Raw genomic sequence first — 25,785 nt, forward strand, 5'->3', positions numbered from 1 at the left:
TAGAACACTAGTATACAACAGTCTGTATAGCGTGTGCTGGAATAGTAATAGTAGTTTTTAAAATGCTGCTGTTTAAAGTATATACAACATCTTTATTGGTTTGGTTCATAACAATAGTGGCGATTCTTCCATCACTATTTTTAAATGATGTACTTAAAAGAGTTTTATCACTAACAGTCTGTGTTATTCGCTTCGCATTTGGGCGAATAAACTTTGAGAAATGTCCAATATAATAATACATTGGTGTGTAGATCAATTCATCTTTTGTGGTGTCGGCATGAATAGGCGAAAAGCAAAAATTACCTACGTGATTTGGTCCTCCTCTTTCATCTAAAAGAATATTCCAATCTGTCCAGCCAACTGTCCCGTTATTAAAATCGTTAATTATGTTGAGACCATAGCGTTCCGCATTTCCCCAAAACTGAAATTTTGCAGCATCAAATCTTTCGACACAGCCTTCTGTAAAAAGTAAATTTTTATTTGGAAAAGCTTCATGAACTTTCGCTACAGATTCAAATTGAGGTGGTCCTCCGTTCCAGGTTTCATACCAGTGAAACCCTATTCCCCATGCATATTTTGAAACTTCAGGATCTGAGAAAACAAGATTGGCTCTTTTTTCTAACATATCTCCTCGATTGTGATCCCAGATGATAATGTTTTTAGAACCAAGTCCTTCCTTTTTTAAAGTTGGACCAAGAAAGTTTTTCAAGAAATCTCTTTCGGCCTCAGGAGTATAAATACAAGATTCCCAACTCTGTCTGGCCATTGGTTCATTCTGAATGGTTAAACCCCAAACAGGAATACCTTCTTTTTCGTATGCTCTAATAAATTTCACATAATAATTTGCCCACGATTGTGCAAACTGAGGCAATAAAACGCCGCCGTGCAAAATATCATTATTGTCTTTCATGAAAGCTGGGGGACTCCACGGACTAACAAATAAAGTTAATTTCCCGCCGGCAGTTTCAATTGCTTTTCTAAGAAGTGGAATTCGGAATTTTCGATCGTGATCGATATTGAAAGTTTTTAAATCTTTATCACCTTCAGCAATATAAGTATAACTCTCACTGCTAAAATCGCAGCTATGTATGTTGGTTCTGGCTAATGAATAGCCAATTCCTTTGTTTTTGTCGTAGTAAGCAGTTAGGAATTCCTGTTGTTTTTTAGGTGATAATTTGGCGAAAACTTCTGCACTTGCGTCTGTAATTGCACCTCCAATTCCTAAAAATGTCTGATCTGTTTTTGTAGGATCTATAGCAATAGAAACTGTTAAATTTGTTTGTTGTGAAGCAGCATTCGAAATAAAATTATTCGATAATGACAATCGTAATTTTGAGTTTTCAGCTGTAGTATAAACTTCGATTTTTTTATTTGCTTGAGGTACAGAAACTGAAGAACCATCTGCAATTTTTGATGAATTACAACTTAATTGCAGTATTAATATTAGGACTAATAAAATTCGATTTATGGTTTTCATTGTACTTTCAAAAAACGATTTAATTTAAAATAAAAGTAAAATTGAGGGCTAATTTGGATGATTCAATTCAGCCCTCATTATTTACTACACAATACTAATACACAAGTGTTTGTATAGCGTGGGGAGGAATCTTAACTACTGCTTTTTCAGCAGCTATAATTAAATTATAAGTAATCTCTTTATCAGATTGATTCATAACAACAGTTGCCATTGTACCATCTGTATTCAAAAATGAAGTACTTAACAATGCACTTCTGCTTACTGCAGAGCTAACTCGCACTGCATTTAAATGAATGAACTTTGAAAAATGCCCAATATAATAATAAGATGGGGTATAAATTAATTCGCCAGTTGTTGTATCAGCATGAATTGGTGAGAAACAGAAATTACCAACATGATTAGGACCTCCATTTTGATCTAAAAGAATATTCCAGTCTGTCCAGCCGGCAGTTCCATTATTAAAATCGTTGATCATAGAAATTCCATATCTTTCTCCGTTACCCCAAAATTGGTATTTTTTGGCATCAAATTTTTCGACACAGCCTTCTGTAAATAGCAGTCCTTTGTCAGGATAAGCTTCATTTACTTTACCAACATTGTCAAACATTGATGCTCCTCCAGACCAGTTTTCATACCAATGAAAACCCATTCCCCAAACATATTTTGAAGCTTCTGGATCAGAGTAAATAACATTTGCTCTATAATTCATCAAGTCACGGTTGTGATCCCAAACTATGATTTTTACATTTCCCAGTTTTTCTTTTTTAAGTGTTGGCCCGAGGAAATTTTTAATAAAATCTCTTTCTGCTTCGGCAGTATAAATACAAGATTCCCAAGTTTGAACTGCCATCGGCTCATTTTGAGTTGAAGTTCCCCAAATTGGAATTCCTTCTTTCTCATACTCTTTAATAAATTTTGCGTAAAAGTTTGCCCAGGTCTGATAATATTCAGGCAATAATGTTCCGCCTTTAAGTACATCTTTATTGCTTTTCATAAAAGCATTTGGAGACCATGGCGCTACATAAGTTGTTAGCTTTCCGCCAGCGGTTTGAATAGCTTGTTTTATTAATGGAATACGATATTGTCTATCATGATCAATCGAAAAAGTTTTTAAATCTTTATCTCCTTCTTTGATATAAGAATAGCTTCCACTGCTAAAATCAGAACTTTGTATCGTTGTTCTTAGCAAAGAATAGCCTATACCTTTTTGTTTATCATAGTAGGCATTTAAGAATTCAGTTTGTTTTTCTTTTGAAAGTTTAGCAAATATTTCGGCACTCGCATCAGTAATAGCTCCTCCAATTCCCATGAAAGTCTGAAACTTTTTTGATGGTTCTACAAAAACAGACGACTCTACTTCAAGAGGCTGTTTAGATGCAGAAAAAGTCAAATTATCTGTAGACGTTAATCTCAAATTTGAGTTTTCAGCAGTAGTATATACCGTTATTTTTTTTCCACTGGTTGTAAATTCTTTTTTTGTTTTCGGCTGGCCAAAAGATGCCACTGAAAACAAAAAACATAGAATTTTAAAACTATTATTTTTCATTCTTCCCTTATTATTTAAATTCTAATTTGAAGTTTTTACAGAAATTTTTTTAACGAAAGTTTATCTGCATCAGTTTAAGGATTTAAAAAATAGCCCATACTCATAACGATTATGGGCTATTTACAACCAAACTTAAACTTAACTTAATATTTTATTTCCCTCTTAATTCAATTTTAGAAACAGTGATACCATCTTTAGTAAATGTATTACCACCACTTCTGATAAGAAGATAAATTTTTCCGCTTTGAGCGAATTTTACTGTATTAGAAACCGTTCCGGTTACGTCATTTTTAACGCATCCTACAACAGATAATTTGCCAGAGAAAGCTGCTTTAGCACAACCGTCCCAAGTACTTAATCCCATTACTTTGTTGTCTTTGTATTCTACTCCAGATTTAGGAGCTGATGTACCTGCGTAAACTTCGAACCAAGTTTCATCAGAACCGCTAGGGCAAGAAACTAACATATCGATTGTATATTCTTTATCTTTAATAACATCAATTGCCTGGTAAATCCCTTCTTGTGCCCATCCTCCAGGAGAATGTATTGTAGCACTTTTATTTGCATACGACCAGAAAGCAGCTCCAGTTGCACTAAGATTTAGCACAGTCCATTTTGCTTGATCAGCAGCAGTTTCAAAAGAGCCTCCTTGAACTAAATTTCCTTTTAGAGGATCCGTTTTAGCCACAACAATTTGAGCAGTAGCTTTTCCTAATGTTCCTCCAGCTCCAATAGCCGTATGAGTTACCGTATAAGTTCCTGCATCTGGCAACGTAATTGTTTCATTCATTTTACCTGCATAATCACCATCACCGATATTCCATTTAGATGAAATAACACCTTTTGGCTGTGCCGTTAATAGATAGGTATTTACTGCGCCTGTAACTGGAGTTACAGTAAATGAAGCATCAACATTAGCTGCAGCTAATCCATTTCCGTTACCAACTTCGTCATCGCAGCTTGTTAGTGTTCCTAATGCTACAGCTAGCATTAGGAATACACTTTTCTTTAAATTTATATTTAGGTTCATCTTTTTTGGTTTTTGGTTAGATAGTTTTTTATTATTCGTAGTTAGGGTTTTGTTTTAATTTTGTACCCACTAGCTCAACGTGAGGAATTGGAAAGATCTCATCTGTTCCTGCATTAAAACCTCTATCAGCTAAAGCCGTTGCAGCATCTCCCCATCTTACTAAGTCAAAAAATCTATGACCTTCTCCTGCAAGCTCCATTCTTCTTTCATTTTTAATTGCAGCTAATGTTACAGGAACAGATGGCAATCCAACTCTAGCTCTAACAGCATCTAATAATGCCTGCGCTCTAGCTCCTGAACCTAATGCTTCAGCTTCCATTAAATAAGTATCTGCAAGTCTAATGATATACGAATCTTGTTTGTAGTTTAACTCTGCAGCTCCTCCGCCTGTACGAACATCTGATTGTCTAGGCAAGAATTTATTTAAGAAATATCCAGTATCTTGGTAACCGCCAATATAATCAGCAGAACCAGCCGCTTTTAATGCCTTAATGTCTAAAATTGTAGCTCCAAATCTTGGATCATTTTTCATAGCGTCATACAACTTTTGTGTAGGCACGCTGAAACTCCATCCTGATGGAAGATCTGGTGCTGTTGAATTAGCAGGTCTAGCGTAACCTCTAGGTCCAACCATAACATTTAATGAGTTTCCTTCGTCTCTACCTGAACCCCAGAAATCCCAGTTTGAATTACCAGCACTTGTGTGTGAAACTTCAATTAATGATTCAGAGTTGTATTTGTTTGAAGTTACCCATAAATCGCTAAAATTAGCAAGCAATTTATTTCCGTATTGATTCGCAGCACCTGGAGTTCCATTTACTTGCGCAAGAATAGCAGCTGCTTCAGGTTTTTTACCTTCAAATAAATAAACTTTACCTAATAAAGCTTGAGCAGAAACTCTAGTCAAACGACCAGATTCTGATGCAGCATTTACAGCAGTTGGCAAACCAGGAATAGCTTCAGTTAAATCTTTTTCAATTTGAGCATAAATCGCTTCTGGAGTTGCTTGTTCAACTTCTAACATTGTAGATGTAGTAAGCGGCTCTAAAATAAGCGGAATGTTTTTAAACATTCTCACCAAATTAAAGTAGTATAAAGCTCTTAACGTTTTTGTTTCTGCTGTAAATCTCACTTTTAAAGCATCTGACATATCAACATCTGCCATTTTAGAAAGCAAAACATTCGCTCTGTAAACACCTTGATAATGGTCATTCCAGAAACTTCCTGGAATAATTAATGATGTCAAAGAGTGAGTAGAAAAATTTTGAATTCCGTTACCATCTGAAGCACCACCACCACCAGCATAAAAATCATCTGATCCGGCATTCAGCATTGCTACCATATTTTCAAATCCACCCGTGTTTTTTCTTAATGGATCATAAACTCCAACTAATGCAGCTGTTGCTTGTTGTTCATTTTTATAATAACTTGTTGAAAGGAAAGATCCTTTTGGCTGAAGAGTTACAAAATCCTCAGAGCAAGAGCCTAGAACTGCCAATGCAACGGCAATGTATATATATTTATATTTTATATTTTTCATGATTCTTTATGTATTAAAATTGAAAGTTAGCCCCAAGCATAATAGATCTTGCTTGTGGATAAACACCTCTATCGATACCAAATACTTGACCTCCAATTTCAGGATCGTATCCAGTATATTTAGTAAACGTTACTAGGTTTTCTCCATTAACGTAGAAACGAATTTTATCAGCTCCAATTTTAGATGATAAATTAAGAGGAAGAGTATATCCTAATTGTACAAGTTTCAAACGAACGTAATCTCCTTTTTCAAGATAAAAGTCAGACATGTTGCTGAAGTTTTTGTTCGTATCATTGTTAGCAAGTCTTGGATAATCGTTTGATGTTCCTTCTCCTACCCAACGATCTAATGCTGTAGTTTGATAATTAGCATTCAAGATATCTAGCCTGCGTAATCCTTGGAAAATTTTGCTTCCAGAAGTTCCTTGAGCAAATGCCATGAAATCGAAGTTTTTGTAATCTAAGTTCAATGTTAAACCGAAAGTTAATTTTGGCAAACTTGTTCCTAGATATTGTTTATCCTGATCTGAGATAGAACCGTCTCCGTTATTATCTACCCAACGAAAATCTCCAGGTTTTGCATTTGGCTGAATTAATCCGCCTGCAGCATTTTTGTAAGCAGCAATTTCTGCTTCATTTTGAAAAATCCCAGCTGTTTTGTAACCGTAGAACTCATTGTAAGAATGCCCTACTTCAGTTCTTGTAACTGGACCCATAGATTGAAAAGAAGCATTTCCTTCAATATAATCAGCAGTAGCACCAATATAAGTAATTTCATTTTTAAGTGTAGAAACATTTCCGTTTACTCCTAAATTGAAATCTCCAAGTCTTTTTTTGTATCCTAATTCAAACTCTAAACCGCTATTGTTCATATCAGCTACGTTTGCCCAAGGTTGTTCTGCAACTCCAACATATCCAGGAATAACTACTGGCTGTAAAATTCCAGTTGTTTTTTTCATGAAATAGTCAAAAGTAAAATTGAAATCATTGAATAATTTCGCGTCAAAACCAATACTTGTCTGAGAAGTTTCTTCCCATTTCAAATCAGGGTTATCAAGTGTTACGTTAGCGTAACCAGTTGTGATATTACCTGTGTTTCCAAGTGCATAGTTATATCCTCCAGATACTAATGAGATGTATCTAAAATCAGCAACTTGGTCATTACCTACAACTCCGTAACCTCCACGAATTTTTAATGTATTAACAAATTCATTTTCTTTCCAGAAATCTTCTTTTGAAACTACCCATCCTAAAGAGAATGAAGGGAAAACACCAAATTTATTATTATCTCCAAAACGTGTTGATCCATCACGGCGAATTACACCTGTTACAAGGTATTTTTCTTTATAATCATAGTTTAAACGAGCAAATAATGATGTTACTTTATGTTGTATCAAATCACTTGTACCACTTGTTCTGTCTGATTGTGGAATATCAAAGTTAAAAGAAGCGTCTTTATAACTAGAGATAGGCAAACCAAACATTGTAGCTCCAACATATCCACCAATGTTATCAACATAAGTTCCTTGACCTCCTAATAAATTAACATTATGATCTCCAAATTTGTTAGAATAAGTAACGATGTTTTCTATATTCCAAGCAAATGATTTGTTATTATTTTGGTGATAGTTGTTTTTAAGAACATTTACATTTGAACTTAAGAAATAAACAGGTGTAAATCCTGTATCTCCCCAATAAGCTAACTTACCTCCCAATGTAGACCTAACTTTTAAATGACTTGTAATATTAGCCTCTAAATAAGCATTCCCTACGAAATCATCTGACCAGTTATATGCACCTAATCTTGTTTGAACATATCCTAATGGATTTGTCATTTCCTGACCAACAACACTAGAAATTCCGTAAGGATTTCCGTTTGCATCACGAATAACTGGATTAGTTGAATATGGAGCCGCATTTGCAACAGCAGGATCAGTTACTACTAAAGGAGTAGTTGGATCTAGGTTGATTGCAGAACTCAAAGGTCCTCCAAACTCACTGTTTGTATTTCCAATTCCAAGTGACTTTTGTTTTGCGTACGCAAAAGTTTGTCCGAAAGTGAAAAACTTAGAAATTTTGTGAGTAGAGTTTAAACGAAAAGTCTTTTTAGTATAGTTAGAAATATCAGTTGCAACGATACCTTCTTGATCTTGGATACCGAATGACGCATAAAAAGTAGAAAATTCACCTCCACCGCTAAAGCTTAATTCGTGAGAATATCTGTAAGCATGATCATTAAAAATTGCATCCTGCCAATCTGTACCTTTGCCTAAAGCGGAAGGATTAGCGTAAACAGGCGAACCTCCATCTGCTAAAGATTTTTCATTCATTATTGTAGCATACTGTGTAGCATTTAATAAGTTAAGTCTTTTAGCTGGAGAAGAAACACCACTAAAACCAGTATAATTCACTGAAATTTTTCCTGATTTTCCTTTTTTCGTTGTAACCAAAATTACACCCGTTGCAGCACGAGTACCGTAAATTGCGGCAGATGCTGCATCTTTAAGAACCTCAATAGATTCAATATCTGATTGATTCAAAAAGTTAATTCCTCCTGCATCAACAACGTTTCCGTCTACAACCCAAAGCGGATTGTTACCTCCGTCTCCAAAAGTAGTAATACCACGTACACGAATTGTTGACCCAGATCCCGGCTGTCCTGAACTCGCCGCAACCGTTACACCAGAAACTCTACCTTGCAAAGCCTGCTCAACGCGACCATTTGGTACTTTTTCAAGATCTGCAGCTTTTACACTGGAAATTGATCCTGTAACTACTGCTTTCTTTTGAGTACCGTATCCTACAACCACAACTTCATTTAGTGATTGTGATTCAGGTTTTAATTGAATAGTAATTTTTGTTCTTCCGTTTACAGCTTCTGTAACTGTAGTATATCCAATAAAAGTAACTGTCAAAACACCATTTGATGGCACTTGAATTTGGAATTTCCCATCAAAATCTGATGCCGTTGACTTTGTTGTACCTTTCAATACAATTGTTGCAACTGGAACTGGCATTCCACTTTCATCATTAATCATCCCGTTTACCGTGACATCCTGAGCCACAGCTATAACCGAGAATAACAGAGACGAAACACAAAAAAGAAGTAATTTTGTTAATTTCATTTTTCTAAAAATTTTGGTTAATTAATTAGTAATTTGATGCAATAATAATGTTATTTTTTTACTATCAACAATTAAAATTCATTACAAAAACACATCAAAGCAAATTTTATTACATTACAAAAACACATCATTTTTTATATAAATATCTAATATATAGTTATTTAATAATAAAAAATAAGATGTTATGAAAATGTTAATTGCAAAAATAAACACTACAGTTGATTAAGATTGCTTATTTTTATTAATAAAAGAGGTTTCTACATCGAAGTAGTAGAGCCAAAATAAACATAAAGCATTAAAAACAAACATGTTAAGCATTAAAATCCCAAACAAATAAAAAAAATTATGAAATTGAGAAAATCATATTTTATTATTACTTTTTTTACATTATTCACAATCACTTTTTTTGGTCAAGTTAAAAACATTGGACTTCCTGATGTAAGAAATTACAAACGAAACGAATATAAAGGAGGTACACAAAATTGGAATATTGGACAAGATAAAAACGGAAACCTATATTTTGCCAATAACAATGGTCTTTTGCAATTTGATGGTTCTTCTTGGAGAAAATATCCTTTGCCTAATTTAACTTCTGTAAGATGCTTAAAGATTGATAATGACGGAAAAATATATGTAGGGGGTTATAATGAGTTTGGATATTTTCAGCCAAATGAAAAAGGAAGATTAAAATACACATCTTTAGCCAAAAAAGTAGATAAGAATAAAATCAAAATAATCGACTTTATCTGGAAAATTCATACTATAGAAAATCAAACCATTTTTCAATCATTTGCAAGGGCATATGTTTTCAAAAATGGCAAGCTTACAATACTAAAAGCGCCTAAACGCTTTCAATTTTCTTTTGTAGTTAATAAAAAATTATACTTTCAGGATATTGAGAAAGGAATTTTAGAATTCAAAAACGGCAGACTATACGCTTTGCCAAATACAACTGTCTTAAATAATACAGAAATTTGGGGAATGTATCCGCTGGCAAAAAACAAAACTTTAATCATCACATTAGAAAAGGGTTTATTTATTTACGAAAACCATAATGTAAAACCTTGGGATACGGAAGCCAATAGTTTTGTCAAAAAGAATAACTCTCTTGGTGGTGTAACCATAAAAGACAATTTTATTGTTTTAAATTCTGTCTTGGATGGAATTGTTATTTGCGACTTTAATGGAAAAATAATTCAGCATATTAATAGAAAAAAAGGACTCCAGAATAATACCGTTTTGACCTCTTTTATAGACAATAAAAACAACCTTTGGCTTGGGCTTGATAACGGTATCGCGTTTGTAAATGAAGCTTCTCCATTTACTTATTTTGGATTTAGTTATGACATTAGTACCGTATACGCTTCAGTAATTCATCAGGGAAACTTATATGTAGCCACAAATCAAGGTGTTTTTTACCACGCTTGGAATAACAGCTTTAAAGAAGATACTTTTAAACTTGTCGAAGGAACAACGGCTCAGTCTTGGAACGTTCAGGTTATCGATGATGAACTTATCTGTTCTAACAACCGAGGTGCTCTTGTTATAAAAGGAGGTAAAGTAACCAAAATTATAGATTCTAAAGGATATTTTGGTTTTAAGAAAATTCCAAATCGACCTGGATTTTTCTTAGGTTCAAATTATGACGGATTTGCAGTTTTTGAAAAAACACCAACCGGATTAAGGTATAAAAATCAGGTAATTGGTTTTGACAAATCGTCTAACAGTTTTGAGCTTGACGATTCTTATTTATGGCTTAAAAAAGACGAATCTATTTATAGAATGGCACTCAGCGATGATTTAACACGATTTTCATCAATTAAAAAAATAGATCGATTAACTTCTCAATACAAAAATATTGGGAGCATTCAGAAGATAGACAATCAACTGTATTTTCAAACTAACAATCATTTTTATAAATATTCTAAAGAACAGGATATATTTTACGAAGACAAAAATTTATCAAAATTATTCCAAAACATTCCCATCATTAATAGCTTAAGCGAAGATTCACAATCAAATTTATGGTATGCATTTAATGAGTCTTTGGGGGTTTTAATGAAGAAAAATAATTATTACACAAATATTGTCGCACCATTTTCAAATTTAACTGGCAATTTGGTCAGCAGTTATTTATCTGTTAATACAATCGATTCAAAAAATATTTTTATTGGACTAACAGACGGATTAGCACATTACGATTCTGAATTGCTAAACAACTTTGTAACAAAGCCAAAAGCCTTTATCCGAAGTTTTTCATTTCCTGGTGACACTGTAATTCTAGGAAACAATCAGAATAAAATAGAAAATATTCGAATTCCATATTCATCAAACCATGTTCGCTTCACTTTTTCATCGCCAACTTATGAAAATCTAGAGAATGTCGAATTCTCTTATCAATTAGAGCCTTTTGACGAGAAATGGAGTAATTGGTCTACTATTTCTATTAAGGAATATACTAATCTTCGAGAGGGAGAATATACGATGAAGGTAAAAGTGAGAAACAGCTACGGAATTCAATCTGAGGCGTCGACGCTGTCATTTACCGTTTCTCCGCCGTGGTACAGACATTTTTTAGCGCTTATGATTTACTTTATTTTAATTATAATTGGAATATATGTAGTTTCTGATCGAATTAAAATGAAGATTAGAAAAAACAAATATTACGAAACTATCGAACAAAGAAGGCTTTACCTTGAAAAAGAATCGAGAATTAGACAAGAACAATATGACTTGGAAAAGGAAATTGAAAAATTGAAAAATGACAAACTTCAAATCAAAATCCTAGCTAAAGACAAAGAACTAGTAAACAATTCTTTACAGGTTGTAAAGAAAAATAAAATCTTAAATGGAATTATACACAAACTAAAGGAAATTGATATTGAAGCATTAGATGATTCAACTAAGTTTCAAGTCAGCAAACTGAACAAAAGTATAGTTAAAGAAGTAAATACAGACAAGAGCTGGAAAGATTTAGAAAAACACATTAAGAACGTTCATTTTGAATTTTTAAAACGACTCAAAGAAAAATATCCAACTATTTCGCCACGCGAATTGGATCTATCAACTTATTTATTAATGAACATGTCAACCAAAGAAATAGCCGAAATTATGAACATTTCGACTGGAGGAGTTGAATTGGCAAGATATCGTTTGAGAAAAAAACTCGGATTAAATAAAAAAGAAAACTTAATTGGTTTTTTAATGAGTATTTAGAAAACAAGAAGGCCATTCGTTGCGACGAATGGCCTTCTCTATAAATAGAATGTATTTAAGAAATATATTCAAGAGTACGTTCTAATGCCATTCCTCTTGAGCCTTTTATCAAAATTGTATTCTCATTAAACTGAAGCGTTTTTAGATAATCAGCAAAATCATTAAATGTTTCAAAAAATGAAACTTTCTCGCTGGAAACTTTATTCAGATAAAACGATTTTCCAATTAAATAACAAATCGAATTATCTTGGTTTATAAGTGAATCAACAATAATTTTATGTTCTTGCTCACTTTCTTTACCCAATTCAAACATATCTCCCAAAATCATAATTTTGTTCTGATTTTCTAATTGCAGAAAGTTCGCGATAGCCACCGACATACTGCTAGGGTTTGCGTTATAAGCATCTAAAATAATTTGATTAGAGCCTTTTTTTAACAATTGTGATCTGTTGTTTTCTGGAATATAATTTTCGATTGCTTCTTTTACAGCTTCGTCATCAACTTTAAAATAATTACCAATAGAAACTGCAGCATTTATATTATTCGCGTTATACAGACCAATTAAATGAGATTGTATAGCAAAATTATCATACTCAATAGCAACAAAAGGATTCGCCTGAATATTTTTGATATTAATATTTGCCTTATCATTATTTACGCCAAATGTAAATGATCGTATTCCCGCAGATTTTTCGATCTGAATAGGATCTTCGAGATTTACAAAAACCAATTTATCATTTTTAGCGAGATATTGGTACATTTCGCTTTTGCCCTCAATTACTCCTTCCACTCCACCAAAACCTTCTAAATGTGCTTTTCCAAAATTCGTTATGTAGCCGTAATCCGGAAGGGCAATTTCGCATAAAAATTGAATTTCCTTTTTATGATTCGCACCCATTTCTACAATTCCAATCTCCGTTTCTTTAGTAAAAGATAATAACGTCAACGGAACTCCAATGTGATTATTTAAATTTCCGACTGTAGCTTTTGTATTGAACTTTTTAGACAAAACAGCATTTATCAGCTCTTTTGTTGTTGTTTTTCCATTGCTTCCTGTCAGGGCGACAATTGGCAATTTTAAATAATTTCTATGAAATTTAGCCAGCTCTTGCAAAGTTTCTAAACTATTTTCAACCAAAATAGTTCTACCATCTATAAAGTAAGATTCGTTGTCTATAACAACAAATAAAGCTCCTAATTTCAAAGCTTCTTCAGCAAAGGCATTAGCATCAAAGTTTTCGCCTTTTATAGCAAAAAACATAGATCCCTTTTCAATTTTTCTAGTATCAATCGAAAGAGATTTACATTGTAAAAACAAGTTATGAATGTCTTGAATATTCATTTATAAAAATTTTATAGATCATAAAAATAGAAAAAAAACAATAAAAAAATTCCAAATCCCATACTGAATGTTCAGGATTTGGAATTTGGAATTTTTTTTATTGGAATTTCTAAATCTTAATTCCTTGGTGATTTTCTTTTTTCAGCTTTAGAACCTACTCTAGACATTGCACATCTGAAACCAATGTAATCAGTTGCCATATCTTGAGGGAAATATCTTCTTTGAGCTGGATCTAGCCAATAAGCTCTATCTCTCCAAGAACCTCCTTTGTAAACTCTTACTTTATCATCGATCAAAGTAGTACGTTTGCTTGAGTTATCATATTTTCTAATCATCTTGCCTAAACTATCAGTAGTAATATTATGTTTAGGAGAATTATACATTGCTTGATCCGTTTTTGGTCCTGATTCAGAATCTCCAAAGTCAAAATATCTAGAAGATTGTTTATCACCATCTCTGTAATTGATATTATCGCTTGTACTGAAATTTGTTCTCAAATATGTTTCTTGTTCGTCAACTGGAACTTGAGCAATTTCTCCTGGAAGATTTCTTGCTACAACTTTACCATTACTTAAAGTATCATATTTAATAGTAGCTGTTGAAACGATTTCAACTTTACCATCTTTACCAATTTTGTTTTTAGCATATTGATTTCCTCTATAGTAGTTAAAATCATTTGCTTCATTATCGATAATAGGTCTGTAAACATCGGCAACCCATTCTGCTACGTTACCAGCCATATCATATAATCCAAAGTCGTTTGGCGCATAGCTTTTCACGACATTTGTAATATCAGCTCCATCATCAGACCAACCTGCAATTCCACCGTAATCACCGTTTCCTTGTTTAAAGTTAGCCAATTGATCTCCTTTGTTTTTACGTTTTGATGAACGCGTATAATCACCAGACCAAGGATATTTCTTTTGTCCTTTGTATATATTATATTCTCTTTGTCCAACATCTGCCGCAGCTGCATACTCCCATTCTGCTTCAGTAGGAAGTCTGTATTCAGGCAAGATAACACCAGAAGAACGTTGTGCGTACACATTTTTCTCTTCAGGAACTACTCCATCTTTTCCAGCTTTTGGTCTTTTTCCGTTTGGATTTTTCTTTATTACAATCTCTTCATTACCTCCACGTGAAGTACTTGGAGACATTAAATACCCTTCAGTATTAAATGCATTCTCAGCAGTAACATCATTTGTTTTAGCACCTTTTTGAAGATATCCGTTTTTCTCTAAAACTGCCTCGTTTACACGGTCAGTTCTCCATTTACTAAACTCAACTGCTTGAATCCAGTTAACACCTACTACAGGATAGTTTGCATATGAAGGATGTCTCAAGTAGTTGTTAGTCATCGTTTCGTTATATCCTAAACGATTTCTCCACACTAAAGTATCCGGAGATGCTCCTTCGTAAATATTTTTGTAATTTTCTTCTGTTGGAGGAAAAACTTTCTTTAACCACTCTAGGTATTCTAAATACATACCATTCGTAACTTCAGTTTCATCCATATAGAATGATTGAACGTGCTGTTGAGTTGGTGTGTTATTCCAATCGTGCATAACATCATCCTGTACTTTACCCATAGTAAATGTACCTCCTTCAACAAAAACCAAACCAGGACCAGCCTGTTGTGTTTTCCCTGCATTTCTAGCAGCAGTTCCATTTTGACTATCTACGTCCCAACCCGTTGCTCGAGAAGCGTGAGAGGAACTCGATTTTTTGCTACAACTAGCCGTGCCTAACATCAATACCATTGACATCATTAATTGCAGGGCTACAATTTTGTTTACTTTCATACTCATTCTAGGTGATAAATTTAGGTGCTGCAATATAATAATTAACATTTAATTAGCAACATCTGTTCTAATAATTTTATTTAGCTGTTTTTTACCAGAAAATAACCTATAGTTACGAACGCAAAAATATACTTTTTATTATTTACTATAACATGAAATACTATATTTTTACTTACTAAAATATTTTATAATTTTTTTCACTTTCTTTACATATGAAACAAGCCCTAATCTTATATCTTTTTCTAATTCCAATTCTTTCGTTTTCCCAGATAAATGGGAGCTTAACGATAGATTGGCAAGGTAAAAAAGAAATGAGTTTTGGCGATTTCAAAACAATCATTCCCTACTTTTCCGGAAATGCTTTTCGGTACGATTTTACCAAAAAAAGCATAACACTGCTCCTTAATGTAGGCGAATCGAACTATTCCGGAAGCAATTCTGTCCAGATTTCCAACATCACTTACGAGGCAATTTCAAATGCTGATTTAGGTGATTTAGCAGTCGAAAACATTCCGCAAAAACCAAATGAAACGTTAAAAGTGGTATCTTCTAGAGATAAAAAGCAAATTTTCGTATCACTTTCACCAATTATTAGAGAAGGAAACAGCTACAAAAGAATCAAATCATTTTCGTATTCATCGACTAACTCTGCATCAAAAAACAGCAGTTCATCTTCTATACAAAAATCAAATATCGTCTATAATTCTATTTTAGCAACTGGCGATTGGTACCGATTTTATGTCGAAAAATCAGGAGCTTATAAAATTTCAAAATCATTTTTGCAAAGTTTAGGGTTTGATGCAAGCAAAACAGATCCAAGAAAAATCAAAATTTATGGAAATGGAGGCAAAATGCTTCCGTTAGCCAATAATACTTTTTATCCTGATGATTTAACAGAGAATGCCATTCAAATTATTGGAGAAAGCGACGGCGTCTTTAATAATGAAGATTATATTCTTTTTTACGCTGAGGGAGTCGAAAACTGGAACACTGAGAGCCAGACGAATCTTAATTTATTTGACTCAAAATCTTATTATTACATTACTGTTACTGGCGGAGATGGAAAACGGATTGCGACTTTGAATCAGCCAACAGCCAACAGCACATTAGAACTAACTACGTTTGATGACTATCAATATCATGAAATCGATCAGACAAATATTGCGCATTTAGGCCGCCAATGGTTTGGAGAATCATTTGATATTAATCAGGAACAGGAATTTTCATTTACTTTTCCTAATCTAGATACTTCAGTTCCGATAAAAATTGAAGTCAATGCAGCTTCGGCAGCTTTTACCCCTACTTCATTTGCAGTAAGCACTAACGGACAAAGCATAGGAACCATTAATTTTAATGCACTCGTATCAAGTTCAGATATAAAGTTTTACACCGCAAAACTGCCTTCAAATGCAACATTTACAGGAACCGAAAACCTTAAAATAAAGCTTACCTATAATAATAACGGTGTTCCCGGCTCAAAAGGTTATCTAGATTACATCAATTTAATCGCAAAAAGAAAGCTTATTGGCACCGGAAAACAATTTAAATTTCAATACGATTTAGCTGTCTCAACAGCCGGAATTGCAAATTACACTATCACAAACGCATCAGGAATTTCTCAAATATGGGATATTACAGACCTATATAATGTATCAAAAATTGAAAACGCAAATCAAGCCACTTTTAGTTTTAAAGCTTCATTGGGAGAAATTAGAAAATATATAGCCATTGATGCTGCTGATTATTTTACTCCTTTAAAAGAAAGTCAATCCAAAGTAACAAATCAAAACTTAAAAGGAACAATCTTTAAAAATGCTCAAAACAGTTTTCAAGATATCGATTATGTGATTATTTCACCAAAATCTTTGGTTTCTCAAGCTGAAAAATTAGCCAGTTTTCATCGCAGTTATTCTAATTTAAACGTAAAAGTAATTACTCTAGAAAATATCTATCAGGAATTTTCTTCTGGAAAACAAGACATTGCAGCCATTAGAAACTGCATTAAATACATTTACAACAACGCCTCCTCCTCTGACAAAAGAATAAAATATGTAAATTTATTCGGAGATGCTTCCTTCGATTATAAAGACCGAATTTCAAACAATACTAATATTGTACCTATATATCATTCTTTAATTAGCAATACTATCGGAGAATCTTCATTTGCATCTGATGATTTTTATGGATTAATGGATGCTGATGAAGGAAATGTAACCTCTTTTTTCGGCGGAATTGATATTGCCGTTGGAAGAATGCTGGTTTCAGACAATGCTCAAGCCAGCGAAATGGTCAATAAGGTTTTAGAATATCATGATGTTAAATCGTACGGAAACTGGAGAAATAATTTCGTATTAATAAGTGATGACGCTGATCAAAGTTCTGATGCTTCTATTCAATCGCGTCAAAACAGCTTAGCGGATGTTATTGCAACCGAAAAACCTTTTTTTAATATTGATAAAATCATTTTAGACTCTTACACTCAAGAAGCTTCTGCAGGAGGATCGAGATACCCAAAAGCAAGAACCGATTTTTTTGATGCTTTTGAAAAAGGAGCACTAGTATTTAATTACTTAGGACATGGCGGCGAGGACGGTTTGGCAAGCGAGCGAATTTGGGAAAAATCAGATGGTCAAAACTTAAACAATCAATACAAGTATCCTTTATTTATAACTATTACCTGCGAATTTTCAAGATTTGATGATCCAACGCGGCCAACAGCCGGCGAATATACTTTTTGGAACCCAAAAGGAGGAGCAATTTCAATGCTGACAACAATTCGCGCCATTGGTCAATTTAACGCTGAAAATTTCAATGACAGCTTAAGCAAAAATCTTCTTGCTTATGGCTCGAACCAATATACCACAATTGCTGAAGCACTTCGGATTTCTAAAAATGAAAACCCAAGTTCATCGAGTAACGTAATTTTTTATATTGGAGATCCAGCTTTAATGCTTGCCATTCCAAAACCACGAATAAATTTAACAAAAGTAAACGATATTGTGATTTCGCAGCCGATTCCGGATTTAAAATCTTTGGCAAAAATTAAAATTTCCGGAGAAATCACAGACGAAAATAATAACATTTTAAGCAATTATAATGGCGAATTAGCAACAGCGATTTTTGACAAATTAATCACTGCTTCGACATTAAATAATGATGGATATAGCCCTGCAATGTCATTTAAAACCCTTGGTGAAACTATATTCAGAGGAAATGCTTCTGTAACCAATGGCAAATTTGAATTCAGCTTTGTTGTCCCAAGAGATATACGCATTCCTGTTGATTATGGGCGCATAAGTTTTTATGCTAAAAAAACACAGCTTTTAGAAAATCAATCCGGTTATAATACGGCTATTAAAATTGGAGGAATAAATGAAAATGCACCTCAGGACAATATAAGTCCAAAAGTTAAGTTATATATGAACGACGAAACTTTTGTTTCAGGTGGTATTACAAATGAATCGCCGTTTCTTTTAGCGTTTCTTGAAGATGAAAACGGAATCAATACAGCAAGCGGTATTGGGCATGATATAGTAGCTATTTTAGATGGGGATGTAAATAATCCGTATATTTTGAATGATTATTATCAGACAAAATTAGATGATTATACAAATGGAAATTTACGCTTTCCGCTTAGAAATTTAACAGCAGGAATGCATACAATAAGTTTTACAGCTTGGGATGTTTACAATAATCCTGTTACAAGTGAAATACAATTTATTGTTGTTGGAGATGAATCATTATCTTTAACGCACGTTCTTAATTACCCGAATCCTTTTTCAACTTACACCCAATTTTGGTTTTCTCATAACAGACCTTATGAACCATTAGATGTTCAGGTTCAGGTCATGACTATTACAGGAAAAGTAGTGTGGACTAAAAATCAAATTATTACAACAGAGGGCTTTTTATCAAGAGAAATAACTTGGGACGGAAAAGATGATTTTGGAGATCGAATTGGAAAAGGAGTTTATATTTACAAACTCACTGTAAAATCTAATTTGACAAATAAAAAAGCAGAAAAGTACGAAAAGCTTGTCATCTTATAATAATATATATATTTGTATCATAAATACCATTAGCCCTATAAATGAAAAAAATATCACTTTTATTAATTTGTTTTTTAATTATATCATACGCAAAAGCCCAAGATCGACCTATTACAACTGGAGTTCCTTTTTTATTAGTTGCTGCTGATGCCAGAGCAGCTGGTCTTGCGGATCAAGGTGTTGCAACATCTGCTGATGCTTATTCTCAACAATGGAATCCTGCAAAATATGCTTTTGCACTAGACAAGCAAGGACTTTCTATCAGCTACACTCCTTATTTAACAGATTTAGCCAACGATATTTCACTTGGCCAATTAACCTATTATAATAGGATTAACGAAAAAAGTGCTTTTGCAGGAAGCTTTCGTTTTTTTGGTTTTGGAGATATTGAATTAAGAAGAACTGGCGACCCAAATGAAGTCCCAAATATTGTTTCTCCAAACGAATTTGCCTTAGACGGATCTTATTCTCTAAAACTCAGCGAAACATTTTCTATGGCAGTAGCAGGAAGATATATTCGCTCAAATCTAAAAGTAGCTTCAGAAGATGTTGATGCTTCTGCAGCGAAATCTTTTGCTGTTGATGTTGCCGGATTCTATCAATCAGAAGAAATTGCTTATAACGATTTCAACGGAAGGTGGAGAGCAGGTTTCAATATGCAGAATTTAGGTCCAAAAATAAGTTATGACAATGATGATTTGAGCGCAAACTTTTTACCTGCTAATTTAAGATTAGGAGGAGGTTTTGATTTTATCTTAGACGATTATAATAAAGTAGGCGTCAGTGTCGAATTTACTAAGCTATTAGTTCCTACTCCTCCGGGTCCAGGAACACCTGTAGATGCAAATGGAGATGGCGATTTTACAGATCCTGAAGATATTTCACAAGAAGAGGCAAATACAATCAGCTACAACAAATACAATGACATCGGGTGGGTTGAAGGAATTTTCAAATCATTTGGAGATGCTCCAGGAGGCTTTAGTGAAGAATTAAAAGAAATAACTTATAGTGTTGCTGGAGAATACATGTATCAGGATGCTTTTGCAGTTAGAGCTGGTTATTTTCATGAGAGCCCAGAAAAAGGAGCTAGACAATTCTTCTCTTTAGGAGCTGGTTTCAAATATAACATTGTAAAAATTGACGTTTCTTACTTATTTTCATCATCAAAAGTTAAAAATCCATTAGAAAATACACTTCGTTTTTCTTTAACCTTTAACTTTGGCGACAAATACGACGAATATTAAAAAAGAAAATAAAAAAACCAATAACAATCCAAATTTCTAATTTTTTAGGAATTTGGATTTTTTTTCCCATAAAAAGAATGAAAGAAATAAGCATCACATCATCATTTACAGTATACGACAGCTTAAAAGAAGTATCTGAAGAAGTACAGCAATTAATGAATGAGGCCGTTGAGATCAGAAAAAAAGCATATGCACCTTATTCTCAATTTAGAGTTGGAGCGGCTCTTCTTCTCGATAACGGAAAAATAATATTAGGATCAAATCAGGAAAATGCAGCCTATCCGTCAGGACTATGTGCAGAACGGGTAGCTATTTTTCATGCGGGGAGTATTTATCCTGAAGCGAAAATCTTAAAAATGGCTATTACTGCAGCTTCAGACAACAATCAGACTAAAGCTCCGATTCCTCCATGCGGTTCATGCCGCCAGTCGATTGCAGAATATGAAATCAAGCAGGATACCCCTATAGAAATCTATTTTATGGGCGAAATTGGCGAAGTTTACAAATCAGCATCACTGAAAAATTTGCTCCCTTTTATGTTTGATAAAAAGTTCTTGTAAAAAAAAGCCAAAAAGTACCTTTTAAATTTTAGTTCTTAAATGGAATGTCTTATTTTTGCATCCCGACCTTTCGGGCGCAAATTTGTGGGAGGAAACTATTTTGCGTTATAGGCAACAATTGATAACACAAACAACTTTAGCAAAAGAAAGAATTCAGATGAAAGAAGTTACAAAAGAAGTATATTTAAAGTGGTACGAAGACATGCTGCTTTGGAGAAAGTTTGAAGACAAACTTGCAGCATTATACATTCAACAAAAAGTTAGAGGTTTTCTACATTTATATAATGGTCAAGAGGCCGTTTTAGCGGGTGCTTTGCACGCTATGGATTTGACCAAAGACAAAATGATTACTGCTTACAGAAACCACGTGCAGCCAATTGGTATGGGAGTTGATCCTAGACGTGTAATGGCCGAGCTTTTAGGAAAAGCAACAGGAACGTCTAAAGGTATGGGAGGTTCTATGCATATTTTTTCTAAAGAACACCGTTTTTACGGAGGTCACGGAATCGTAGGTGGACAAATTCCGGTAGGAGCTGGTTTGGCTTTTGCTGATAAATATTTTGAAACTGGCGGTGTTACCATGACTTACTTTGGTGATGGAGCTGCTAGACAAGGTTCATTACACGAAGCTTTTAACATGGCAATGTTATGGAAGCTTCCAGTTGTATTTATCGTTGAAAACAACGGATATGCAATGGGAACTTCTGTTGAAAGAACTGCAAATCACACTGACATTTGGAAACTTGGTTTAGGATATGAAATGCCTTGCGGACCAGTTGACGGAATGAATCCTGTAAAAGTTGCTGAAGCAATGACAGAAGCTATTGATAGAGCTCGTCGCGGTGACGGACCAACTTTCCTTGAAATGAAAACGTACCGTTACAGAGGACACTCTATGTCTGATGCACAATTATACCGTTCTAAAGAAGAGGTTGAAGAATACAAAAAAATTGACCCTATTACTCAAGTTTTAGATGTAATTATGGATCAAAAATATGCTACTGAAGAAGAAATTGAAGCAATCGATCAAAGAGTTAAAGACTTGGTTGAAGAATGTGTGAAATTCGCTGAAGAATCTCCATATCCTGAATTGCAGCAATTATACGATGTAGTATACGCACAAGAAGACTATCCATTCACACCTCATAAACTATAATATATTATGGCGATAAAAGTAACAATGCCTCGTTTGAGCGATACTATGACGGAAGGAACGGTAGCGACTTGGTTAAAAAAAGTAGGCGACAAAATTAGCGAAGGAGATATTCTTGCTGAGATTGAAACAGATAAAGCAACAATGGAATTTGAGTCTTTCAACGAAGGAACTCTTTTACATATCGGAATTCAAGCTGGAGAAACTGCTCCAGTTGATTCACTATTAGCAATTATTGGAAATGAAGGAGAAGACATTTCAGCTTTATTAGCTGGCGGTGACGCTCCTGCTAGTCCTGAAGCTTCGCAACCAAAAGCTGACAATGCTCCTGCTGAAGCAAAATCAGAAGAAACTAAAACTGAAGCTCCTGCTCCTGCAAAAGCTGCAACTGAATTACCAAAAGGTGTTGTAGTTGTAACGATGCCACGTTTGAGCGATACTATGACTGAAGGTACTGTAGCAAGCTGGTTGAAAAAAGAAGGCGATGCTGTGGCTGAAGGTGATATCTTAGCTGAAATTGAAACTGACAAAGCTACTATGGAGTTTGAGTCTTTCAATGCTGGAACATTATTATACATCGGAATTCAAGAAGGCAACACTGCTCCTGTTGACAGTTTATTAGCGATCATTGGACCTGCTGGAACTGATATTTCTGGAATTGCTAACAATTATACTGCTGGAGGCGCTGCAAGTGCTCCTGCAACTGAAGAAAAAGCTGCACCTGCTACTGAAAAAGCTACAGAAACAACTGCTGACACTTCATCAAATGGAGGAAGAATTTTAGCTTCGCCATTAGCAAAGAAAATTGCTTCTGACAAAGGAATTCAATTGACTCAAGTTAAAGGTTCTGGAGAAAACGGACGTATCGTAAAAAGCGATATCGAAAACTTTACGCCGTCTGCACAAGCGCAACAACCTGCTGCAACTGCAACTGCTGCTGCACCAAAAGCGGAAACTGCCGCCCCTGCTGCGCCAAAAGTTTTTGTTCCTGCTGGAGAAGTTTTCACAGAAGAGATCAAAAATTCTCAAATGCGTAAAATTATTGCAAAACGTCTTGCTGAATCATTGTTTACAGCACCTCACTACAACTTAGTGATCGAGGTAAGCATGGACGAAGCAATGGGTGCAAGAGCAACAATTAATACTGTTCCTGATACAAAAGTATCTTTTAATGATATGGTAATTAAAGCTTGTGCTTTAGCATTGAAAAAACATCCAAAAATTAACTCTCAATGGAAAGAAGATGCTATCATCATTAACCACCACGTTAATATTGGTGTTGCTGTCGCTGTTGAAGACGGATTAGTAGTTCCTGTATTGAAATTTACAGACGCTATGAGTTTATCTCAAATTGGTGCTTCAGTAAGAGATTTAGCAGGAAGAGCTAAAAACAAAAAACTTGGACCTCAAGAAATGGAAGGAAGTACTTTTACAGTATCTAACCTTGGAATGTTTGGTATTACTGAATTCAATTCAATTATCAACCAGCCAAACTCTGCAATCCTTTCTGTAGGTGCAATTGTTGAAAAACCAGTCGTTAAAAATGGTCAGATTGTAGTTGGAAACACAATGATGTTATCATTAGCTTGTGATCACAGAACAATTGACGGTGCAACTGGCGCTCAATTTTTACAAACATTAAAACAATACATCGAAAGCCCAGTTACAATGTTGGCATAATTTTTTGCCAGCCTGAAGCTTAATCGAAGGTAATTTTATATTTAAATCCCGTTTTGTTTACTCAAAACGGGATTTTTTGTTTAATTTTCATCCTCAAAATTCAATACTTCATAAAATGAAAAAACTAATTCTTGCAACTTTATTCTTGACGGCGATTGCCTGCCAGAAAAAAGATCAAACAGAAAAACCTACAGCTGTTATAGATGAACACAGCTATTCTAAACCAGAACTTGCTGTAGTAAAACACTTAGATCTCGACATCAAAGTTGATTTTGACACACAAACTATTTCAGGAAAGGCTTCTTGGGAAATTAATAATGTGAGCAAAGGAAATGAAATTATCTTCGATGAAAATACTTTAAATATTACAAAAGTAACTCTTGGTGATGAAGAGAAGGAAACCAAATTTGAACTTGGTCAAGACATTGAATTTCACGGAAAACCTCTTAAAATTACAATTGAACCAAATACAACCAAAGTAAATATTTACTACAGCACAACTAAAGATGCTGTTGCATTGCAATGGTTACAGCCTGAACAAACTGCAGACAAAAAAAAACCTTTTTTATTCTCTCAAGGAGAAAGTGTGTGGTCTCGTACTTGGATTCCATGTCAGGATTCGCCAGGAATTCGTTTTACTTATAATGCAAAAGTTACAGTTCCTAAAGACTTATTAGCTGTTATGAGTGCCGTAAATCCGCAAAAGAAAAATGATACCGGTGTTTATACTTTTAAACAAGATAAAGCGATTCCGTCTTATTTAATGGCCATTGCAGTTGGAGACATTGAATTTCAATCTATCGATAACAGAACTGGCGTTTACGCAGAGCCATCAATGCTAAAAAAATCGGCTTGGGAATTTGCTGAACTAGGAAAAATGGTTGTAGCTGCAGAAAAACTTTACGGGCCTTACCGCTGGGGACGTTATGACGTATTAGTTTTACCTCCAAGTTTCCCATATGGCGGAATGGAAAATCCAAATCTAACTTTCTTAACCCCGGGAGTAATTGCGGGTGATCGCTCTTTAACAAGTTTGTTAGCTCATGAATTAGGACACAGCTGGAGCGGAAATTTAGTCACCAATGCTACTTGGGATGATATTTGGTTAAATGAAGGTTTTACTACTTACGTAGAGCATCGTATTGGAGAAGCAATCTTCGGTGAAAAAGAATTCGAAATGCAAAACGTTATCACTCGCAAAGAATTAACTGATAATGTTGCAGAATTTGGAGACACAAATCCAGACACAAGATTAAAAGTTAGCCTTACGGGAAGAAATCCAGATGACGGAATCAGTCAAATTCCATACGTTAAAGGATATGCCTTTTTAAGAGTTATTGAAAATGCTGTTGGACGTGAAAAATTCGATCCGTTCATTAAAAACTATTTTGATTCTCATGCTTTCAAATCAATTACAACAGAAGATTTTGTAAAATATTTGAATGAAAATCTTATTAAAGGAGATAAAGCCTTAGCAGAAAAAATTAAATTAGAAGATTGGATTTACAAACCAGGAATTCCTTCAAATATAACTCCTGTAAATTCTGCTGACTTTGATGCAATTGATAAAATTCAAAAAAGCTGGAGAGAAACCGGCGTAAAAGGATTGAGTCAAAAAATTACTACAACCAGTGAAAAACAATATTTTATTGATCATCTTCCAACTGATATTACTGTAAAAGAAATGGAAGCAATTGATAGTGAATTCAACTTTACAAAAGGCGGAAATTTCATCATCAAACGCCAATGGTTTGTTCAAGCATTACGCCACCAATACAAACCAGCATATCCCGCGATTGAACAATTTTTAGTCGGAATCAGCAGAACAGGATCTGTAATGATGCTTTACAAAGAAATGGTAAAAACTCCTGAAGGAAAAGTTTGGGCAAAAAAGGTTTTTGATAAAGCAAAACCAGGTTATCATGCCACTACAATTCAAGCTGTTGAAGGCATTTTAAAATAGTTTTCAGTCGCAGGTAGTTGTAAGCCAACATCAACAGATCACTGAGACCGAAAACTGAG

General features: G+C 34.3%; 14 protein-coding genes. 7 read left to right on the forward strand and 7 right to left on the reverse strand.

From position 1 onward, the window contains the following. Positions 1-7: 7 nt before the first annotated feature. The 5 genes from IR010_RS15440 to IR010_RS15460 form a co-directional block, all read right to left on the reverse strand. Positions 8-1,477, reverse strand: a complete 1,470-nt coding sequence (locus IR010_RS15440; RefSeq protein ID WP_194605114.1) for a glycoside hydrolase family 30 protein — start codon at positions 1,475-1,477, stop codon at positions 8-10. Between the two features lie 94 nt (positions 1,478-1,571). Continuing rightward, positions 1,572-3,023 (reverse strand): glycoside hydrolase family 30 protein, encoded by a 1,452-nt coding sequence (locus IR010_RS15445; protein WP_029271896.1) that lies wholly within the window; start codon positions 3,021-3,023, stop codon positions 1,572-1,574. Between the two features lie 151 nt (positions 3,024-3,174). Beyond that, positions 3,175-4,053: a PKD domain-containing protein gene (locus IR010_RS15450; RefSeq protein ID WP_194568182.1), complete on the reverse strand. Its 879-nt coding sequence runs from the start codon at positions 4,051-4,053 to the stop codon at positions 3,175-3,177. Between the two features lie 31 nt (positions 4,054-4,084). Then, positions 4,085-5,593, reverse strand: a complete 1,509-nt coding sequence (locus tag IR010_RS15455) for a RagB/SusD family nutrient uptake outer membrane protein (RefSeq protein ID WP_029271894.1) — start codon at positions 5,591-5,593, stop codon at positions 4,085-4,087. A 13-nt stretch (positions 5,594-5,606) separates the two neighbouring features. After that, positions 5,607-8,717: a SusC/RagA family TonB-linked outer membrane protein gene (locus IR010_RS15460; protein WP_194605117.1), complete on the reverse strand. Its 3,111-nt coding sequence runs from the start codon at positions 8,715-8,717 to the stop codon at positions 5,607-5,609. A 345-nt stretch (positions 8,718-9,062) separates the two neighbouring features. Here IR010_RS15460 and IR010_RS15465 point away from each other — a divergent pair, with 345 nt between their 5' ends. Further along, positions 9,063-11,933, forward strand: a complete 2,871-nt coding sequence (locus IR010_RS15465; protein WP_194605119.1) for a triple tyrosine motif-containing protein — start codon at positions 9,063-9,065, stop codon at positions 11,931-11,933. Positions 11,934-11,988: 55 nt separating this feature from the next. Here the strand turns inward: IR010_RS15465 and IR010_RS15470 are convergent, their stop codons facing one another. Together IR010_RS15470 and gldJ are read right to left on the reverse strand one after the other, a co-directional pair. Then, positions 11,989-13,275 carry a UDP-N-acetylmuramoyl-tripeptide--D-alanyl-D-alanine ligase gene (locus IR010_RS15470; RefSeq protein WP_194605121.1) on the reverse strand — a complete coding sequence of 429 codons (1,287 nt, stop codon included), beginning with the start codon at positions 13,273-13,275 and terminating at the stop codon, positions 11,989-11,991. A 116-nt stretch (positions 13,276-13,391) separates the two neighbouring features. Continuing rightward, complete coding sequence (gene gldJ, locus IR010_RS15475) at positions 13,392-15,077, reverse strand: gliding motility lipoprotein GldJ (RefSeq protein WP_029271890.1); 1,686 nt, start codon at positions 15,075-15,077, stop codon at positions 13,392-13,394. Between the two features lie 212 nt (positions 15,078-15,289). Between gldJ and porU the strand changes: the two genes are divergently transcribed. The 6 genes from porU to IR010_RS15505 all read left to right on the forward strand — a co-directional run bounded on the left by porU (position 15,290) and on the right by IR010_RS15505 (position 25,726). Further along, entirely contained in the window at positions 15,290-19,126 is a 3,837-nt protein-coding gene (gene porU, locus IR010_RS15480; protein WP_194605122.1) for a type IX secretion system sortase PorU, read from the forward strand. 41 nt (positions 19,127-19,167) lie between these two features. Beyond that, the gene (gene porV, locus IR010_RS15485) at positions 19,168-20,370 is read left to right on the forward strand and encodes a type IX secretion system outer membrane channel protein PorV (RefSeq protein WP_029271888.1); all 1,203 of its coding nucleotides are present in this window, start codon (positions 19,168-19,170) and stop codon (positions 20,368-20,370) included. 77 nt (positions 20,371-20,447) lie between these two features. Then, positions 20,448-20,930, forward strand: a complete 483-nt coding sequence (gene cdd, locus IR010_RS15490; protein ID WP_194605124.1) for a cytidine deaminase — start codon at positions 20,448-20,450, stop codon at positions 20,928-20,930. Between the two features lie 157 nt (positions 20,931-21,087). Further along, entirely contained in the window at positions 21,088-22,086 is a 999-nt protein-coding gene (pdhA, locus tag IR010_RS15495; RefSeq protein ID WP_026983801.1) for a pyruvate dehydrogenase (acetyl-transferring) E1 component subunit alpha, read from the forward strand. A gap of 6 nt (positions 22,087-22,092) precedes the next feature. After that, positions 22,093-23,763 (forward strand): pyruvate dehydrogenase complex dihydrolipoamide acetyltransferase, encoded by a 1,671-nt coding sequence (locus IR010_RS15500; RefSeq protein WP_194605126.1) that lies wholly within the window; start codon positions 22,093-22,095, stop codon positions 23,761-23,763. A 115-nt stretch (positions 23,764-23,878) separates the two neighbouring features. Then, positions 23,879-25,726 (forward strand): hydrolase/aminopeptidase, encoded by a 1,848-nt coding sequence (locus IR010_RS15505; protein WP_194605128.1) that lies wholly within the window; start codon positions 23,879-23,881, stop codon positions 25,724-25,726. The last annotated feature ends 59 nt before the right edge of the window (positions 25,727-25,785 follow it).

Origin of the sequence: Flavobacterium sp. MR2016-29, assembly GCF_015350695.1 — a bacterium.
GTDB lineage: Bacteria > Bacteroidota > Bacteroidia > Flavobacteriales > Flavobacteriaceae > Flavobacterium.

Coding starts and splice junctions, on each gene's coding strand:
- gldJ (WP_029271890.1), bottom strand. CDS start 15,077: ATGAAAGTAAACAAAATTGTAGCCCTGCAATTAATGATGTCAATGGTA.
- IR010_RS15450 (WP_194568182.1), bottom strand. CDS start 4,053: ATGAACCTAAATATAAATTTAAAGAAAAGTGTATTCCTAATGCTAGCT.
- porV (WP_029271888.1), top strand. CDS start 19,168: ATGAAAAAAATATCACTTTTATTAATTTGTTTTTTAATTATATCATAC.
- IR010_RS15440 (WP_194605114.1), bottom strand. CDS start 1,477: ATGAAAACCATAAATCGAATTTTATTAGTCCTAATATTAATACTGCAA.
- IR010_RS15445 (WP_029271896.1), bottom strand. CDS start 3,023: ATGAAAAATAATAGTTTTAAAATTCTATGTTTTTTGTTTTCAGTGGCA.
- pdhA (WP_026983801.1), top strand. CDS start 21,088: ATGAAAGAAGTTACAAAAGAAGTATATTTAAAGTGGTACGAAGACATG.
- cdd (WP_194605124.1), top strand. CDS start 20,448: ATGAAAGAAATAAGCATCACATCATCATTTACAGTATACGACAGCTTA.
- IR010_RS15455 (WP_029271894.1), bottom strand. CDS start 5,593: ATGAAAAATATAAAATATAAATATATATACATTGCCGTTGCATTGGCA.
- IR010_RS15470 (WP_194605121.1), bottom strand. CDS start 13,275: ATGAATATTCAAGACATTCATAACTTGTTTTTACAATGTAAATCTCTT.
- IR010_RS15465 (WP_194605119.1), top strand. CDS start 9,063: ATGAAATTGAGAAAATCATATTTTATTATTACTTTTTTTACATTATTC.
- IR010_RS15505 (WP_194605128.1), top strand. CDS start 23,879: ATGAAAAAACTAATTCTTGCAACTTTATTCTTGACGGCGATTGCCTGC.
- IR010_RS15460 (WP_194605117.1), bottom strand. CDS start 8,717: ATGAAATTAACAAAATTACTTCTTTTTTGTGTTTCGTCTCTGTTATTC.
- porU (WP_194605122.1), top strand. CDS start 15,290: ATGAAACAAGCCCTAATCTTATATCTTTTTCTAATTCCAATTCTTTCG.
- IR010_RS15500 (WP_194605126.1), top strand. CDS start 22,093: ATGGCGATAAAAGTAACAATGCCTCGTTTGAGCGATACTATGACGGAA.